This is a genomic window from Burkholderia cenocepacia, assembly GCF_900446215.1.
GTDB classification, from domain to species: Bacteria; Pseudomonadota; Gammaproteobacteria; order Burkholderiales; family Burkholderiaceae; genus Burkholderia; species Burkholderia cenocepacia.
On record NZ_UAQZ01000001.1, the window covers coordinates 491,939 to 507,923 of the forward strand.

At 68.5% G+C, this 15,985-nt stretch carries 11 protein-coding genes; 4 read left to right on the forward strand and 7 right to left on the reverse strand.

Annotation, left to right across the window (positions count from 1 at the left end):
• Positions 1 to 91: 91 nt before the first annotated feature.
• Complete coding sequence (gene gltX / locus DTA15_RS02300) at positions 92 to 1,501, reverse strand: glutamate--tRNA ligase (protein ID WP_006481951.1); 1,410 nt, start codon at positions 1,499 to 1,501, stop codon at positions 92 to 94.
• Between the two features lie 279 nt (positions 1,502 to 1,780).
• Here gltX and DTA15_RS02305 point away from each other — a divergent pair, with 279 nt between their 5' ends.
• A complete protein-coding gene (locus DTA15_RS02305) occupies positions 1,781 to 2,698 on the forward strand; it encodes a patatin-like phospholipase family protein (protein WP_006481941.1) in 918 nt (305 codons plus the stop codon).
• Between the two features lie 141 nt (positions 2,699 to 2,839).
• On the opposite strand, the gene DTA15_RS02310 is transcribed toward DTA15_RS02305, so the two are convergent.
• The 6 genes from DTA15_RS02310 to DTA15_RS02335 form a co-directional block, all read right to left on the reverse strand.
• A complete protein-coding gene (locus DTA15_RS02310; protein ID WP_006481953.1) occupies positions 2,840 to 3,514 on the reverse strand; it encodes a C40 family peptidase in 675 nt (224 codons plus the stop codon).
• A 128-nt stretch (positions 3,515 to 3,642) separates the two neighbouring features.
• Entirely contained in the window at positions 3,643 to 5,265 is a 1,623-nt protein-coding gene (locus DTA15_RS02315) for an ABC transporter ATP-binding protein (protein WP_006481947.1), read from the reverse strand.
• The gene (locus tag DTA15_RS02320) at positions 5,262 to 6,359 is read right to left on the reverse strand and encodes an ABC transporter permease (RefSeq protein WP_006481943.1); all 1,098 of its coding nucleotides are present in this window, start codon (positions 6,357 to 6,359) and stop codon (positions 5,262 to 5,264) included. Before DTA15_RS02320 ends, DTA15_RS02315 begins: the two co-directional genes overlap by 4 nt.
• 48 nt (positions 6,360 to 6,407) lie before the next feature.
• Complete coding sequence (locus tag DTA15_RS02325; RefSeq protein WP_006481944.1) at positions 6,408 to 7,451, reverse strand: microcin C ABC transporter permease YejB; 1,044 nt, start codon at positions 7,449 to 7,451, stop codon at positions 6,408 to 6,410.
• A gap of 52 nt (positions 7,452 to 7,503) precedes the next feature.
• On the reverse strand, positions 7,504 to 9,378 hold the full coding sequence (locus tag DTA15_RS02330) for an extracellular solute-binding protein (protein ID WP_020979758.1): 1,875 nt from the start codon (positions 9,376 to 9,378) through the stop codon (positions 7,504 to 7,506).
• 140 nt (positions 9,379 to 9,518) lie between these two features.
• Complete coding sequence (locus DTA15_RS02335; protein ID WP_012328786.1) at positions 9,519 to 9,875, reverse strand: hypothetical protein; 357 nt, start codon at positions 9,873 to 9,875, stop codon at positions 9,519 to 9,521.
• Positions 9,876 to 10,169: 294 nt separating this feature from the next.
• Between DTA15_RS02335 and DTA15_RS02340 the strand changes: the two genes are divergently transcribed.
• From DTA15_RS02340 to DTA15_RS02350, 3 genes are read left to right on the forward strand one after another with little or no spacing between them, the layout of a single operon-like run.
• Positions 10,170 to 13,388 (forward strand): efflux RND transporter permease subunit, encoded by a 3,219-nt coding sequence (locus tag DTA15_RS02340; RefSeq protein ID WP_006490792.1) that lies wholly within the window; start codon positions 10,170 to 10,172, stop codon positions 13,386 to 13,388.
• Positions 13,378 to 14,553 (forward strand): efflux RND transporter periplasmic adaptor subunit, encoded by a 1,176-nt coding sequence (locus DTA15_RS02345; protein WP_006490793.1) that lies wholly within the window; start codon positions 13,378 to 13,380, stop codon positions 14,551 to 14,553. Before DTA15_RS02340 ends, DTA15_RS02345 begins: the two co-directional genes overlap by 11 nt.
• Positions 14,546 to 15,961, forward strand: coding sequence for an efflux transporter outer membrane subunit (locus DTA15_RS02350; RefSeq protein ID WP_006491652.1), 1,416 nt, complete (start codon positions 14,546 to 14,548; stop codon positions 15,959 to 15,961). Before DTA15_RS02345 ends, DTA15_RS02350 begins: the two co-directional genes overlap by 8 nt.
• Positions 15,962 to 15,985: the final 24 nt, after the last annotated feature.

Genomic DNA, 15,985 nt, shown 5'->3' on the forward strand with positions numbered 1-15,985 from the left:
AACTTGTAAATACCCTTTTTACGATTCGCACGAAATTTTTTGCGAAGCCGCCGCGCGCGCATGCGCGGACGGCTTCGCGCACGCACGAACGTCAGGCCAGCGCGGCCTCGATGCGCGACACCACGACGTCGCGACCGAACAGCACGAGCACCGCGTCGATCGACGGCGTGTGCGTCGTGCCCGCCACCAGCAGGCGCACCGGCATCGCGAGCTGCGGCATCTTCAGCTTGTGTGCGGCGAGCGTCGCCTTCAACGCCGCAGATACTGCTTCCTTCGTCCAGTCGGCCGCCTTCAGCGCGGCGACGAGATCGGCCAGCGCCGGGCGCACCGCATCGGTCACGTGCTGCGCGAGCGCATCGGCCTCGGGCGCCGGCACGCGGTAGAACATCGTCGCGCCTTCCGCGATCTCCTTGACCGTCGTCGCACGATCCTTCATCAGGCCGACCACCGCGTCGAGCGCGGGGCCCGTCGCGATCGCCGCGTCATCGATGCCGAGTGCGTCGAGGAACGGCTTCGCGAGTTCGGCAAGGCGCGCGTTGTCGGCTTCCTTGATGTAATGCGCGTTCAGCCAGCTCAGCTTGCTGTGGTCGTACTGCGCGGGCGACTTGCCGAGATGCTCGAGATCGAACCATTCGACGAACTGCTCGCGCGAGAAGATCTCGGCGTCACCGTGCGACCAGCCGAGACGCGCGAGATAGTTGACGACGGCTTCCGGCAGGAAGCCCGCGTCGCGGTACGCCATCACGCTCATCGCGCCATGCCGCTTGCTCATCTTCTCGCCCTGCTCGTTCAGCACGGTCGGCAGGTGCGCATAGACGGGCGGCTCGCCGCCGAGCGCATTCAGGATGTTGATCTGGCGCGGCGTGTTGTTCACGTGGTCGTCGCCACGGATCACGTGCGTGATGCCCATGTCCATGTCGTCCACCACCACGCAGAAGTTGTAGATCGGCGTGCCGTCCGGGCGCGCGATCACGAGGTCGTCGAGTTCCTCGTTCGAGATCTCGACACGCCCCTTCACCGCGTCGTCCCACACGACCGTGCCCGTCAGCGGATTGCGGAAGCGCAGCACCGGCTTCACGCCGGCCGGCGGCTCCGGCAGCACCTTGCCGGGCTCCGGACGCCACGTGCCGTCGTAGCGCGGCTTCAGGCCGGCTTCGCGCTGGCGTTCGCGCAGCGCATCGAGTTCCTCGGCCGACATGTAGCACGGATAGGCGAGACCCTTCTCGAGCATCTGCGCGAGCACTTCGCGATAGCGATCCATCCGCTGCATCTGGTAGATCGGGCCTTCGTCGAAATCCAGCCCGAGCCATTGCATCCCTTCGAGGATCGCATCGACCGCTTCCTGCGACGAGCGCTCGACGTCGGTATCCTCGATGCGCAGCACGAACGTGCCTTTCATCTTGCGGGCGAACGCCCACGGATAGAGTGCGGAGCGGATGTTGCCGAGGTGGATGAAGCCGGTGGGACTCGGCGCGAAGCGGGTACGGACAGGACGGGTCATAAACGGTAACTCGAACGCCTGGGGCGCATGAATGATTCGACGCGGGACGACGACGGCAGCCCGGACAGCAACGGAGCCGGCGGCGCCCGGAACGGGAAAGAAGCCGGAATTATACTCGCGCCGGACATCGCGCCAAGCGCACCGCTTGCTTTATGATGTGCGCGCCGCGGCCGCCAGCCGGCGCGGCGCCGGCCGCACGGAACCTCCTGCGCGGCCGCTCGGAACCTATCGCCGCCGCGGGCCGTGTAACCCGCCGCCAAGCCGCCGGAGAACCATTCGATGTCGTCCCCTCGCCTGTCGCGCCGCCACTTCACGATCGCGTGCGCGTCCGCCAGCCTCGCCGCCTGTACGTCCTTCGGCGACAAGTCCCGCCCCGGCACGGCACCGCCGCAGGAGAAACCCGTCAAGATCGGCATCGCGCTCGGCGGCGGCGCCGCGCGCGGCTTCTCGCACATCGGCGTGCTGAAGGCGCTCGAGGCGCGCGGCATCCCGATCGAGCTCGTCGCCGGGACGAGCGCGGGCTCGGTGGTCGGCGCGCTCTACGCGTCCGGCATGAACGCGCTGCAGATCAACAAGATCGCGCTCGACATGGATCAGGCGTCGATCAGCGACTGGGCGCTGCCGTTTCGCTCGCGCGGCCTGCTGCAAGGCGTCGCGCTGCAGAACTTCCTGAACAAGACGCTCAACAACCGACCGATCGAGAAGATGGCGAAGCCGCTCGGCATCGTCGCGACGGACCTGCAAAGCGGCCAGCCGATCCTGTTCCAGCAGGGCAACACCGGGCTCGCGGTGCGCGCGTCGTGCAGCGTGCCGTCGGTGTTCGAGCCGGTGAAGATCGGCAATCGCGAATATGTGGACGGCGGGCTGGTGAGCCCGGTGCCGGCGTCGTTTGCGCGCAAGATGGGCGCGAGCTTCGTGATCGCGGTCGACATCTCGGCCCGGCCGGACGGCGCGGCGACCAACAACCCGATCGAGATGCTGCTGCAGACCTTCACGATCATGGGCCAGACGATCAAGACCTACGAGCTCGACAAGTACGCGGACGTCGTGATTCGCCCGAACCTCGCGGCGATGGGCGGCAGCGACTTCAACCAGCGCAACGCGGCGATCCTCGCGGGCGAGGAAGCGGTCGCGCGCATCATGCCGGAACTGCAGCGCAAGCTCGCGGCGGCGCGCGGCGTGACGGCCGCCGCGTAAGCCACGATGGGCGGGCGGCCGCGGCCCGGCCGCCGACGGAACGGCTTCGGCTTCGTCGCCAACGCCCGCCCCAAAGCAAAAAACCCTGCCGCCTTTCGGTGACAGGGTTTTTTATCGTCCGGCCCGACCGACCGGCAAACGTCAGTTGTTGCCGTTCGCCGAATCGTCGCCGATCGTCGCGCGCACGCGCTGACGCAGGTCTTCGGGCTTCATCGGGAATTCCGATTCGATCCGGCGCGCGCCGGTGAAACGCTTTTCCCAGTAGCCGCTGTCGAGATCGTCGACGCGCACCGTGCTGCCCGTCGAGGGCGAGTGCACGAACTTGTTGTCGCCGATGTAGATGCCGACGTGCGAGAACGTGCGGCGCATCGTGTTGAAGAACACGAGATCGCCCGGCTTCAGGTTGCTCATGCTCACCTTCTCGCCGACGCGGCTCATTTCTTCCGCGCGACGCGGCAGCGACATGCCGAGCGTGTCCTGGAACACGTAGCGCACGAAGCCGCTGCAGTCGAGGCCCGAATCCGGCGAGTTGCCGCCCCAGCGATACCGCACGCCGATCATGTTCAGCGCGCCGACCACCACGTCGCCGGCCTTGCCCGCCATGCCGGCAAGGAACGACTTCGCGCCGCCGCTCGACGGCTGCGCGCTGGTCTGCTGGAGGGAGGAACCCGACCCGATCTGAGTCGAATTGGTGACATTCTGGTTAAAACTGCTGACTTCGTCGGCGAACGCGCCGGGAGCTGCTGCGAACAGGGCGCCGATGAACAGCCCGGCGATGGTGCGCGCGCATGCCTGGGTCAGGGATCGATGCTGCATTGGTCGATGGAATTTGCTTAAAAATCAGCTGATTGGCGGAAAATTTCGGTCGATACTAGCCAGCGCGTAATCGTTTGTCAAAACAAATTAAAAAATACAATCGAGATGGTCAGACCATTGGACGCCTATCACGCTTTCCAGACCGCTTTCAACAGCTTTTGTGTGTAAGGATGTGACGGTCTGGTGAAGACGTCGGACACCTCCCCCGACTCGACGACCGCGCCGTCCTGCATCACCGCGACGCGGTGCGCCATCGCGCCGATCACCTCCAGGTCGTGGCTGATGAACACGTAGCCGAGGTTGTATTTCTGTTGCAAATTCGCGAGCAGCTTCAGCACCTGCTGCTGGATCGACACGTCGAGCGCCGACGTCGGCTCGTCGAGGATCAGGATGCGCGGCTCCAGCACCAGCGCGCGCGCGATCGCGATCCGCTGGCGCTGCCCCCCCGAGAATTCGTGCGGATAACGGTGCAGCACCGTGCGGTCGAGGCCGACTTCGCGCAGCACCGCGAGCGACTTCGCGCGGCGCGCGTCGGGCGTCATGTCCGGGCGATGCAGCTCGAGCCCCTCGCCGACGATCCGCTCGATCGTGTGACGCGGCGAAAGCGAACTGAATGGATCCTGAAAGACCACCTGCATGTTCGAGCGCAGCGCGGTCTGTTCGCGGCCGCGATAGGTCGACAGCGCGCGCCCCTGGAATTCGATCTCGCCGCCGGCCGTCTTCTGCAGCCCGAGCAACGCCATCGCGAGCGTCGACTTTCCCGAGCCCGATTCGCCGACGATGCCGAGCGTTTCGCCCTGCCGCACCGACACCGACACGTCGGCCACGGCCGTCACCGGCACCGTGCCGAACCAGCCGGCGAAGCCCGGCCGCTTGCGCGCGAACTGCACGCTCACGTGGCGCGCGTCGAGCACCACGGGTGCGATCGGCATCACCGGCGTGACCGCGCGTTGCGGCCGGCTGTTCAGCAGCCGCTGCGTATACGGATGCTCGGGCGCCGTGAAGATCCGCTCGACCGGCCCGCTCTCGACGAGCCGGCCGTGCTCCATCACCGCGACCCGCTGCGCGAAGTGCCGCACGAGATTCAGGTCGTGCGTGATCAACAGGATCGCCATCCCGCGCTTTTCCGCCTCCTCCCGCTGCAGCTCCAGCAGCAGGTCGACGATCTGCGCACGGATCGTCACGTCGAGCGCGGTGGTCGGCTCGTCGGCCAGCAGCAGGCGCGGCCGGCACGCGAGCGCCATCGCGATCATCGCGCGCTGTCGCTGGCCGCCCGACAACTGGTGCGGGTAACTGTCGACGCGCTTCTCCGGTTCCGCGATACCGGTGCGCGCGAGCAGCGCGATCGCGCGCTTGCGCGCCTCCACGGCCGAGACGCCGTCGTGCAGCACGATCGTCTCGCCGATCTGCACGCCGATCGTATACAGCGGGTTGAGCGCCGTCATCGGCTCCTGGAAGATCATCGCGATGTCCGAGCCGCGCAGCCCGCGCATCTCGCGCTCGCTCTTGGCGACCAGATCCTGCCCGGCGAAGCAGATCGCGCCGCTCACTTCGGCGTCGCGCAGCAGCCGCAGGATCGACAGCGCGGTCACGCTCTTGCCGGACCCCGACTCGCCGACGAGCGCGACCCGCTCGCCGCGCCCGATCGCGAGCGTCACGTCGTCCACCGCGACCGTGTCGCCGAAGCGTACGTGCAGACGCTCGAGCGACAGCAGCGGCTCGTGCTGCGTCGATACGGTCGATGTGCTCATCGCTGGCCTCCCGCGGCGCGCACCGAGTCGGCGATCCGCGTGTCGAGCGCGTTGCGCAGCGCGTCGCCCATGAAGGTCAGCAGCAGCAGCGTCGCGACCAGCACGCCGAAGGTCGACAGCGAGATCCACCATGCGTCGAGGTTGCCCTTGCCCTGCGCGAGCAGTTCGCCGAGGCTCGGCGTCGGCGGCGGCACGCCGAGCCCGAGGAAATCGAGGCTCGTCAGCGCGAGGATCGACCCGCTCATCCGGAACGGCAGGAACGTGATCACCGGCGTGAGACTGTTCGGCAGGACGTGGCGCCAGATGATCTGCCAGTTCGTCAGCCCCATCGCGCGCGCCGCGCGCACGTAGTCCTGGGTGCGGTTGCGCAGGAATTCCGCGCGTACGTAGTCGGCGAGCCCGATCCAGCCGAACAGCGACAGCAGCACGATCAGCAGCAGGAAGCTCGGCTCGAAGATCGACGCGAAGATGATCAGCAGGTACAGCTCCGGCAGCGAGCTCCAGATCTCGATCAGCCGCTGCCCGACGATGTCGATGCGTCCGCCGAAGAAGCCCTGCACGGCGCCCGCGGCGATCCCGAGCAGCGTGCCGATCACGGTCAGGATCAGCCCGAACTCGACCGACACGCGGAACCCGTACACGAGCCGCGCGAGCAGGTCGCGGCCCTGCGCGTCGGTGCCGAGCCAGTTCTCGCGCGACGGCGGCGCCGGGTTCGGTACGTTCGAGAAGTAGTTCAGCGTGTCGTAGTAATAGCGGTTCGGCGGATAGACGACGAAGTTGCCGGGCGCCTCGAGCCGCTTGCGCACATACGGATCGAGATAGTCGGCCGGCGTCGGGAAATCGCCGCCGAAGGTCGTCTCCGGGTACGCATGGAACATCGGGAAATAGGTCTGGCCGTCGTAGCGCACGACGAGCGGCTTGTCGTTCGACCACAGCGGCGCCGCGAGGCTCGCGGCAAAGGCCACGACGAAGATCACGAAGCTCCAGTAGCCGACGCGCTGCTGCCTGAAGCGCTGCCACACGCGGCGGGCGGGCGACGGCGACACGCGCGCCCGCGCGGCGTCGAGACGGGAAGAGGCGACGGCCCGGTTCATCGCGCTCCTCGCCCGCTGGCGCCGGGCATGCGCATGGCTCGTTTCATGTCAGCGCTCCAGGTTGTCGAATTGAATGCGCGGATCGACCCACACATAGCAGAGATCGGAGATCAGCTTGGTCGCGAGCCCGATCAGCGTGAACAGGTACAGCGTGCCGAGCACGACCGGATAGTCGCGCCGCACGACCGATTCGTACGACAGCAGCCCGAGGCCGTCGAGCGAGAACAGCGTCTCGATCAGCAGGCTGCCGGTGAAGAACGCACCGATGAACGCGGCCGGGAAACCGACGATCAGCGGCAGCATCGCGTTGCGGAACACGTGCTTCCACAGCACGCTGCGCTCGGAGAGCCCCTTCGCGCGCGCGGTCAGCACGTATTGCCGGCGGATCTGGTCGAGGAACGCGTTCTTCGTGAGCATCGTGACGACCGCGAAGCTGCCGACGACCGACGCGGTGATCGGCAGCGCGATGTGCCACAGGTAGTCGAGCACCTTGCCGACGAGCGACAGCTGCGCGAAGTTGTCCGACGTGAGGCCGCGCAGCGGGAAGAGCTGCCAGAACGAGCCGCCGCCGAACAGCACGAGCAGCAGCACGCCCAGCACGAAGCCTGGAATCGCATAGCCGACGAGCACGACGAGGCTCGTCGCGACGTCGAACGGCGAACCGTTGCGCACCGCCTTCGCGATGCCGAGCGGCACCGAGATCAGGTACGTGAGGAAGAACGTCCACAGCCCGATGCTGATCGACACGGGCAGCTTCTGCACGACCAGCGACCACACGCTCTGGTGGCGGAAATAGCTGTCGCCGAGATCGAAGCGCGCGAAGCGCTTCAGCATCAGCCAGTAGCGTTCGAGCGGCGGCTTGTCGAAGCCGTACAGCGCCTTCAACTGCGCGAGCTGCTGCGCGTCGACGCCGGTGTGTGCGCGCATCCCGAACGGCGTCGCGCCCTGCTCCGTCGCGCCCTTGCGCAACTCCTGCACGGCCTGCTCGACCGGGCCGCCCGGCACGAACTGGATCACCGCGAACGTGAGCGTCAGCACGCCGACGAGCGTCGGGATCATCAGCAGCAGGCGTTTGAGGATGTAGCTCCACATAGGGCGTCGACTCGTGATCGGGTGGCGGGGTTGAACAGAGGGCCGGCGCGGGTCAGTGATCGGGCTTCGCCCACCAGGTCGACACGACCCAGCCCTCGGCCGAATAGTACAGCGGCAGCGTCTGCGGATAGGCGAGCGTGCGCTTGTACGCGATGCGATGCGTCGTGCTGTACCACTGCGGGACCGCATAGTAGCCATGCATCAGCACGCGGTCGAGCGCGTGCGTCGCGTCGAGCAGTTCCTCGCGCGTCTGCGCGGTGCCGAGCGCACGCAGCAACGCGTCGACGGCCGGCGATTTCAATCCGATGAAGTTGTCGGAGCCCGGCTCGTCGGCGAACTTGCTCGCGTAACGCGAGTATTGCTCGGCGCCCGGCACCTGCACGCCCGGCAGGCGGATCGTCGTCATGTCGTAGTCGAATGCATCGAGGCGCTTTTGCAGCAGTGCGTAGTCGGCCGTGCGGAACCGCACGGCGATGCCGAGCTTCGCGAGGTTGCGCTGGTAGGCGGTCACGACGCCTTCCATCGCGCCGCCTGCATCGTCGAGGATCTCGAACGCGAACGGCTCGCCCTTCGCATTGCGCAACGCGCCGTCGCGATAGGTCCAGCCGGCCTGCGCGAGCAGCGCGCGCGCCTTCAGCAGGTTCGCACGCAGCGAGCCCGGCGGATGGGTGTCCGGCTGCGTGACCATCGGGCCGAACACGGCCGGATCGAGCTGCGCGCGCAGCGGCTCCAGCAGCTTCAGCTCGCCCTCGCCCGGCGTACCGGTCGCCTGCAGGTCGGTGTCGGCGAAGTAACTGTTGAGGCGCGTATACGCGCTGTAGAACAGCTGGCGGTTCAGCCATTCGAAGTCGAACGCGAGGTCGAGCGCCTGGCGCACGCGCACGTCGCGAAACAGCGGCCGGCGCAAGTTCATGAAGAAGCCCTGCATGCCGGCGCCGTTATGTTGGCGGAATTCGCGCTTGACGAGCTCGCCGCTATCGAAACGCTTGCCGACGTCGCGCCGCGTCCAGTTGCGCGCGATGTACTCGACGAGCACGTCGTATTCGCCGGCCTTGAACGCCTCGAGCCGCGCGACGCCGTCGCCGTACAGCTTGTACACGATCCGCTCGAAGTTGTTGGTGCCGACCCGTACCGGCAAGTCGGCGCCCCAGTACGCGGGGTTGCGCCGATAGGTGATCGTGCGGCCGTTGTCGTAACGCTCGATCAGGTACGGGCCGCTGCCGATCGGCTGCTCGAACGCGAGCTGGTCGAACGGGATGCGCGAACCGTCCGCGCGCAATCCCCACTTGCGCGAAAACACCGGCACGCCGCCGGCGATCAGCGGCAACTCGCGATTCGCGCTGCGGAACTCGAAGCGCACGGTCGCCGGATCGACGACCACGGCCTTCGCGATCTCCGCGAAATACGCGCCGAACTGCGGCGCGGCCTGCTTGCTCTTCAGCGTGTCGAACGAAAACTTGACGTCGTCGGCCGTGACGCGATCGCCGTTCGAAAAGCGTGCGCGCGGATTCAGGTGGAACGTGACCGAACGGCGGTCGGGCGCCACGGCGATGTCGTCGGCCAGCAGCCCGTACGCGGACGCCGGTTCGTCGGAGCTGCCGGTCGCGAGGCTCTCGAACAGCATGTCGATGCCGGGCGCGGCGTTGCCGCGCATCGTGAACGGATTGAACTTGTCGAACGACGTCAGCCGGTTCGGGTTCGCGAGCACCAGCGTGCCGCCCTTCGGCGCGTCGGGGTTCACATAGTCGAAATGCTTGAAGCCCGGCGGATACTTCGGCTCGCCGTACTGCGCAATGGCGTAGGCCGCGTGCGCGGCCGGCACGGCCAGCGCCGCGTGCAGCGCCAGCACCGCGGCCACGCGGCCGGCGGCCCGCAGCACGCCGAGGCGGGCGCGCGCGGCGGCGGCCCGGGGCGAACCCTTCGTCATAGAGGCCCTGTCGGTCGAATGAGGGTAGTAACGTGAACGATTCTACCCATTCAATCCGTCGAGCCAAAAGAAAACCGCCACGCGGGCGGTTTCCTCACGAGCGATCGTCGCGCGCGCATCACGCACGCGCGACCGGTCGATCAACGCCAGCCGTTGTGGCGGCCGTGATCCCAGTGACCGCGATCGCCGCCCCAGCCGCGGCCATGGCGGCGGTACCACTCGTCGCGGCCCCAGTAGCGGCGGCCGTCCCAGTAGCGGTCGCCGTGCCAGCCGATCACGATCGCCGGCGCCGGCGCGTACACGGGCGCCGGTGCATAGACAGGCGCCGGCTGGTAGACGACCGGCGGAGGCGGCGGCGCATACACGGGCGCGGGCGCGACGTAGACCGGTGCCGGCACGCCGACGTTGATCCCGACATTGACTCCCGCCATTGCTGCGCCCGACACGAGCAAGGCCGTCATACCGGTCAGGAGCGAGGCAACACGCAAAGTCTTCATGGATTCCTCTTCTGGTTGTGTCATGTGTGATTCGACTATAACGGCAAGCACCGTCCCCGCATATTTCAAGTTTGTAAGAACTGATGCGCGGCATCGCAACGGGAAGCCCGCGCTAACGTCTTGTAACAATCGACGCCGATTGCCCGTCCATACCCTTTCCTAAAACATCTTTCATGCTGCGTCGCGCCCGGCGTTAAGCGGCGCCCCGCACACTGCGCGAGCCGAATCGGGCTCCCGCCGCGCTTCGGCACCTCGCTGACAGGCCGGCGCGTCGCGCCGGCGGAGACCTCGCCGATGCTGAAACTCGTCCGACTCGCGCTCGCGCGCCCCTATACGTTCATCGTCCTCGCACTGCTGATCCTGATCGCCGGGCCGCTCGCGGCGCTGCGCACGCCGACCGACATCTTCCCCGACATCCGGATTCCGGTCATCAGCGTCGTCTGGAACTACGCGGGCCTGCAGCCGGCCGACATGTCCGGGCGCATCGTCACCTACTACGAGCGCACGCTCGGCACGACGGTCAACGACGTCGCGCACATCGAGTCGCAGTCGTTCCGCAGCTTCGGGATCGTCAAGATCTTCTTCCAGCCGAGCGTCGACATCCGCACCGCGACCGCGCAGGTCACGTCGATCTCGCAGACCGTGCTCAAACAGATGCCGCCCGGCACCACGCCGCCGCAGATCCTCAACTACAACGCGTCGACCGTGCCCGTGCTGCAGCTCGCGCTCACCAGCGACACGCTGAACGAACAGCAGCTCGGCGACTACGCGACCAACGTGATCCGGCCGCAGTTGCTGTCCGTCGCCGGTGTCGCGATTCCGTCGCCGTACGGCGGCAAGGTGCGCCAGGTGCAGATCGACCTCGATCCGCAGGCGCTGCAGGCCAAGGGGTTGTCCGCGCAGGACGTCGCGACCGCGCTCGCGCAGCAGAACCAGATCATCCCGGCCGGCACGCAGAAGATCGGCGGCTTCGAGTACAACATCCGCCTCAACAACAGCCCGTTGACCATCGACCAGCTCAATGCGCTGCCGATCCGCACCGTGAACGGCGCGGTGATCTTCATGCGCGACGTCGCGCACGTGCGCGACGGCTTTCCGCCGCAGGGCAACATCGTGCGCGTCGACGGCCGCCGCGCGGTGCTGATGAGCGTGCTGAAGAGCGGCTCGGCGTCGACGCTCGACATCATCGCGGGCGTCAAGGCGCAGCTGCCGCGCATCGAGGCGACGCTGCCGCCGTCGCTGCGGCTCGTCGTGATGGGCGACCAGTCGGTATTCGTGAAGGGCGCCGTGAGCGGCGTGGCGCGCGAAGGGCTGATCGCCGCCGCGCTCACGTCCGCGATGATCCTGCTGTTCCTCGGCAGCTGGCGCTCGACGCTGATCATCGCCGCGTCCATCCCGCTCGCGGTGCTGGCGGCGATCGCCGCGCTCGCGGCCGCGGGCGAGACGCTCAACGTGATGACGCTCGGCGGCCTCGCGCTCGCGGTCGGCATTCTGGTCGACGATGCGACCGTCACGATCGAGAACGTCAACTGGCATCTCGAACAGGGCAAGGACGTGCGCAGCGCGATCCTCGACGGCGCGTCGCAGATCGTCGCGCCGGCCTTCGTGTCGCTGCTGTGCATCTGCATCGTGTTCGTGCCGATGCTGCTGCTCGACGGCGTCGCCCGCTTCCTGTTCGTGCCGATGGCCGAAGCGGTGATCTTCGCGATGATCGCGTCGTTCGTGCTGTCCCGCACGTTCGTGCCGATGATGGCGCACTACCTGCTGAAGGCGCATGCCGCGCATCCGGAAGCCGTGCTCGCGCCGCACGGCGCACCGTTCGCGCCGCCGCGCGCGCGCAATCCGCTGGTGGCGTTCCAGCAAGGGTTCGAGCGCCGCTTCGCGGCGCTGCGCGCGGGCTACCGCGTCGTGCTCGGCCTCGCCCTCGTCCACCGCGCCCGCTTCGTCGCGCTGTTCCTCGCCGCGGTGGCGGTGTCGTTCGCGCTGGTGCCGTGGCTCGGCCGCAATTTCTTCCCGTCGGTCGACGCCGGCGAAATCGCGATTCACGTGCGCGCGCCGATCGGCACGCGCATCGAGGAAACGGCCGCATTGTTCGATCGCGTCGAGCGCACGGTGCGCGGCGTCGTGCCGCCGCATGCGCTCGCGAGCATCGTCGACAACATGGGCTTGCCGAACAGCGGGATCAACCTCACGTACAGCAACAGCGGCACGATCGGCCCGCAGGACGGCGACATCCTCGTGTCGCTCACCGGCGACCACGCGCCGACGGCACGCTACGTGAAGCAGTTGCGCACCGTATTGCCGCGCGCGTTTCCGGGCGTGACGTTTTCGTTCCTGCCCGCCGACATCGTGAGCCAGATTCTCAATTTCGGCGCGCCCGCGCCGATCGACGTGCAGGTGACGGGCCCCGACCGCGCGGCCAACCGCGCGTATGCGACCGAGCTGTTGAGGCGCATCCGCACGGTGCCCGGCGTCGCCGACCCGCGCGTGCAGCAGGCGTCGACCTATCCGCAATTCACGGTGTCGGTCGATCGGGCCCGCGCCGCGCAGCTCGGCGTCACCGAGCAGGACGTCACCAATGCGGTGGTCGCGAGCCTGTCCGGCACGAGCCAGGTGTCGCCGACCTACTGGCTCGATCCACACAACGGCGTGTCCTATCCGATCGTCGCGCAGACCCCGCAGTACCGGATGACGTCACTGTCGGACCTGCGTGCGCTGCCCGTCACCGGCCGCGCGGGCGCGCCGCAACTGCTCGGCGGCCTCGCGACGATCGTGCGCGGACAGACCGATGCGGTCGTGTCGCACTACGACATCGCGCCGCTGTACGACATCTTCGCGACGACGCAGGACCGCGATCTCGGCGCGGTCAGCGCCGACATCGAACGCGTGCTGCACGCGAGCGCGGCGGACCTGCCGAAAGGCTCGCGCGTGACGATGCGCGGCCAGGTGCAGACGATGAACAGCGCGTTCGGCGGCCTGCTTGCCGGCCTGGCCGGCGCGGTACTGCTGATCTACCTGTTGATCGTCGTGAACTTCCATTCGTGGCGCGACGCGTTCGTGATCGTGAGCGGGCTGCCCGCCGCGCTCGCCGGCATCGTCTGGATGCTGTTCGTCACGCGCACGCCGCTGTCGGTGCCGGCGTTGACGGGCGCGATCCTGTGCATGGGCGTCGCGACCGCGAACAGCATCCTCGTCGTCACCTTCGCGCGCGAACGGCTCGCGCATACCGCCGATGCGGCCGTCGCCGCGCTCGAGGCCGGCTTCACGCGATTTCGGCCCGTGATGATGACGGCGCTCGCGATGATCATCGGCATGGCGCCGATGGCCCTCGGTCTCGGCGACGGCGGCGAACAGAACGCGCCGCTCGGCCGGGCGGTCATCGGCGGCCTGCTGTGCGCGACCGCCGCGACGCTGGTGTTCGTGCCCGTCGTGTTCAGCCTCGTTCACCGGCGCGATCGCGCGCCCCGCTCCGAATCCCTTTCCGTCACTCCGGGAGAACAGCATGTCCACTGAATTCGAAGTCCGTCCCCCCGGCACGCCGCGTTACCTGAAACCACTCGCGATCGCGGGCGCCGTGGTCGCACTCGTCGCCGCGGCCGCCGGTGTGTTTGCCCGCCAGCACGATGCGCACGCGGTCGCCGCGTGGACCGTGCAACAGGCGGTCCCGACCGTCGCGACGGTCGCGCCGCAGGCGGCCGCGGCCGACGCGCTCGTGCTGCCGGGCCGCCTCGACGCGTATGTCGACGCGCCGATCTATGCACGCGTGCCGGGCTACCTGCATGCGTGGTACGCGGACATCGGCGCGCACGTGAAGGCCGGTCAGTTGCTGGCGTCGATCGACACGCCCGATCTCGACCAGCAGTTGCAGCAGGCGCGAGCCGACCTGCAGAGCGCGAACGCGAACGAGCGGCTCGCGGCCGTCACGGCCGCCCGCTGGGCCGAGATGCTCGCACAGGATTCCGTGTCGCAGCAGGAAGCCGACGAGAAACGCAGCGACCTCGACGCGAAGCGCGCGGCCGTCGCGGCGAGCACCGCCAACCTGCGGCGGCTCGAAGCGCTCGAATCGTTCAAGCGGCTCACCGCGCCGTTCGACGGCGTCGTGACCGCCCGCAAGACCGATGTCGGCGCGCTGATCGACGCGGGCAGCGGCAACGGCGCCGAACTCTTCACCGTATCGGACGCGCGGCGTCTGCGCCTGTACATCCACGTGCCGCAAGACGACGCGGCCGCGATCCGCGCGGGCATGCATGTCGCGCTGACCGTGCCCGAGCGCCCCGGCATGACGTTCGACGCCGTGCTCGCGGATTCCGCGCAGTCGATCGATCCCGCTTCCGGCACGCTGCTCGCGCAGTTTTCGATCGCCAATCCGGCCGGCACACTGTTTCCCGGCGAATACGCGCAGGTGCGGATCGCGATGCCCGGCGCCGCGCATGGGCTGACGATTCCGGCCAGCACGCTGATCTTTCGTCACGACGGGTTGCAGGTCGCCGTGCTCGATGCGCACGGGCACGCGCGGCTGCGCAACGTGTCGATCGGGACCGACCTCGGCACGCGCGTCGAGATCGCGTCGGGGCTCGCGGCGGGCGATCGCGTGATCGACAATCCGCCCGATTCGCTCGCCGACGGCGACCCCGTGCGCGTCGCCGGCGCGGCCACGACGGAGCACGCGCATGGCTGACCGTCTTCTCGCCGCGTTGCTGGGCAGCGCCGCACTGCTGGCCGGCTGTTCGCTGGCGCCGACGTATCGCGCGCCCGACGTTCCGGTGCCGGCCGCGTTTCGTGAAACGGGCCCGTGGATCGACGCCGCGCCGGCCGACCGCCTGCCGCGCGACGGCTGGTGGCGCGTGTACGGCGACGCGGCGCTCGACCGGCTCGAACCGCTCGTCGCGCGCGCGAATCCCGATCTCGCCGCCGCCGTCGCGCGGCACGACGAAGCCGCCGCGCTGTTCGACGAGGCCCATGCGGCGCTGCTGCCGACCGTGGGCATCGGGGCCGAGACCGACCGCGACCGGCAGTCGGCGCGCCGGCCGTTGCGCGGCAGCGGTCAGCCTGACGTCTACGAATCGAACACGCTCGCGGCCGGCATCGGCTACGACGTCGATCTGTGGGGCAAGGTCCGCAATACGGTCGCGGCCGGCCGCGACGACGCGCAGGCGGCCGCCGACGATCTCGCGTCGGTCCAGCTGAGCCTGCAGGCCGGCGTCGCGAGTACCTACTTCGATCTCGCGGGTCTCGACCGCGAAGCCGACACGCTCACGCAAACCATCGACACGTACCGCCGCGCGTGGCAACTGACCGTCAGCCGCCATCGCGGCGGCCTCGCTTCGGGGCTCGACGTGGCGCGTGCGCAGACGCAACTCGCGCTCGCCCAGGCCCGCGCGTCCGACATCGCCGCCCGCCGCGCGCTCGACGAGCACGCGATCGCGGCGCTCGTCGGGGCGTCGGCATCGACGTTCACGCTGCCGTCCGCCGCGGCACTGCCCGGCGTGCCACCGATCCCGACGGGACTTGCCTCGACGCTGCTCGAACGCCGGCCGGACGTCGCCGCCGCCGAGCGCCGCGTCGCGGCCGCGAACGCGCGAATCGGCGTCGCGCGCGCGGCTTTTTTCCCGGACCTGTCGCTCGGCCTCGACGCGGGCTTCCAGAGCGATACGTTCTCGCCGTGGCTCGCCGCGCCGAACGAGATCTGGTCGGTCGGGCCGCGTCTCGCGATGACGCTGTTCGACGGCGGCCTGCGCGCGGCCGGCGTGCGCCACGCCCGTGCGCAGTTCGCCGAACAGGGGGCGCGCTACCGGTCCGTCGTGCTGCTGGCGTTCCGCGAAGTCGAGGACGATCTCGCGCTGCTGCACCGCCTCGGCGACGAAGCCGACCAGGACGACGCGGCGCTCGTCGCGGCGCGGCAGTCGCTGGCGCTCGCGATGTCGCGCTATCGCGACGGCGCGGTCAGCTATCTCGACGTGGTCACCGCGCAGACGACCGAACTCGATACGCAGATCGCGGCGCTCGATGTCGACGCGCGGCGCCTGCAGGCGTCCGTCGGGCTCGTACGCGCGCTCGGCGGCGGCTGGCGCGGCGCGCGTTCATGAACGTTTCTTCATCGGCACGCCCGG

What these genes read in the sequence shown, in the direction of transcription:
- gltX (WP_006481951.1), bottom strand. Translation starts at nt 1,501, where the DNA reads ATGACCCGTCCTGTCCGTACCCGCTTCGCGCCGAGTCCCACCGGCTTC.
- DTA15_RS02305 (WP_006481941.1), top strand. Translation starts at nt 1,781, where the DNA reads ATGTCGTCCCCTCGCCTGTCGCGCCGCCACTTCACGATCGCGTGCGCG.
- DTA15_RS02310 (WP_006481953.1), bottom strand. Translation starts at nt 3,514, where the DNA reads ATGCAGCATCGATCCCTGACCCAGGCATGCGCGCGCACCATCGCCGGG.
- DTA15_RS02315 (WP_006481947.1), bottom strand. Translation starts at nt 5,265, where the DNA reads ATGAGCACATCGACCGTATCGACGCAGCACGAGCCGCTGCTGTCGCTC.
- DTA15_RS02320 (WP_006481943.1), bottom strand. Translation starts at nt 6,359, where the DNA reads ATGAACCGGGCCGTCGCCTCTTCCCGTCTCGACGCCGCGCGGGCGCGC.
- DTA15_RS02325 (WP_006481944.1), bottom strand. Translation starts at nt 7,451, where the DNA reads ATGTGGAGCTACATCCTCAAACGCCTGCTGCTGATGATCCCGACGCTC.
- DTA15_RS02330 (WP_020979758.1), bottom strand. Translation starts at nt 9,378, where the DNA reads ATGACGAAGGGTTCGCCCCGGGCCGCCGCCGCGCGCGCCCGCCTCGGC.
- DTA15_RS02335 (WP_012328786.1), bottom strand. Translation starts at nt 9,875, where the DNA reads ATGAAGACTTTGCGTGTTGCCTCGCTCCTGACCGGTATGACGGCCTTG.
- DTA15_RS02340 (WP_006490792.1), top strand. Translation starts at nt 10,170, where the DNA reads ATGCTGAAACTCGTCCGACTCGCGCTCGCGCGCCCCTATACGTTCATC.
- DTA15_RS02345 (WP_006490793.1), top strand. Translation starts at nt 13,378, where the DNA reads ATGTCCACTGAATTCGAAGTCCGTCCCCCCGGCACGCCGCGTTACCTG.
- DTA15_RS02350 (WP_006491652.1), top strand. Translation starts at nt 14,546, where the DNA reads ATGGCTGACCGTCTTCTCGCCGCGTTGCTGGGCAGCGCCGCACTGCTG.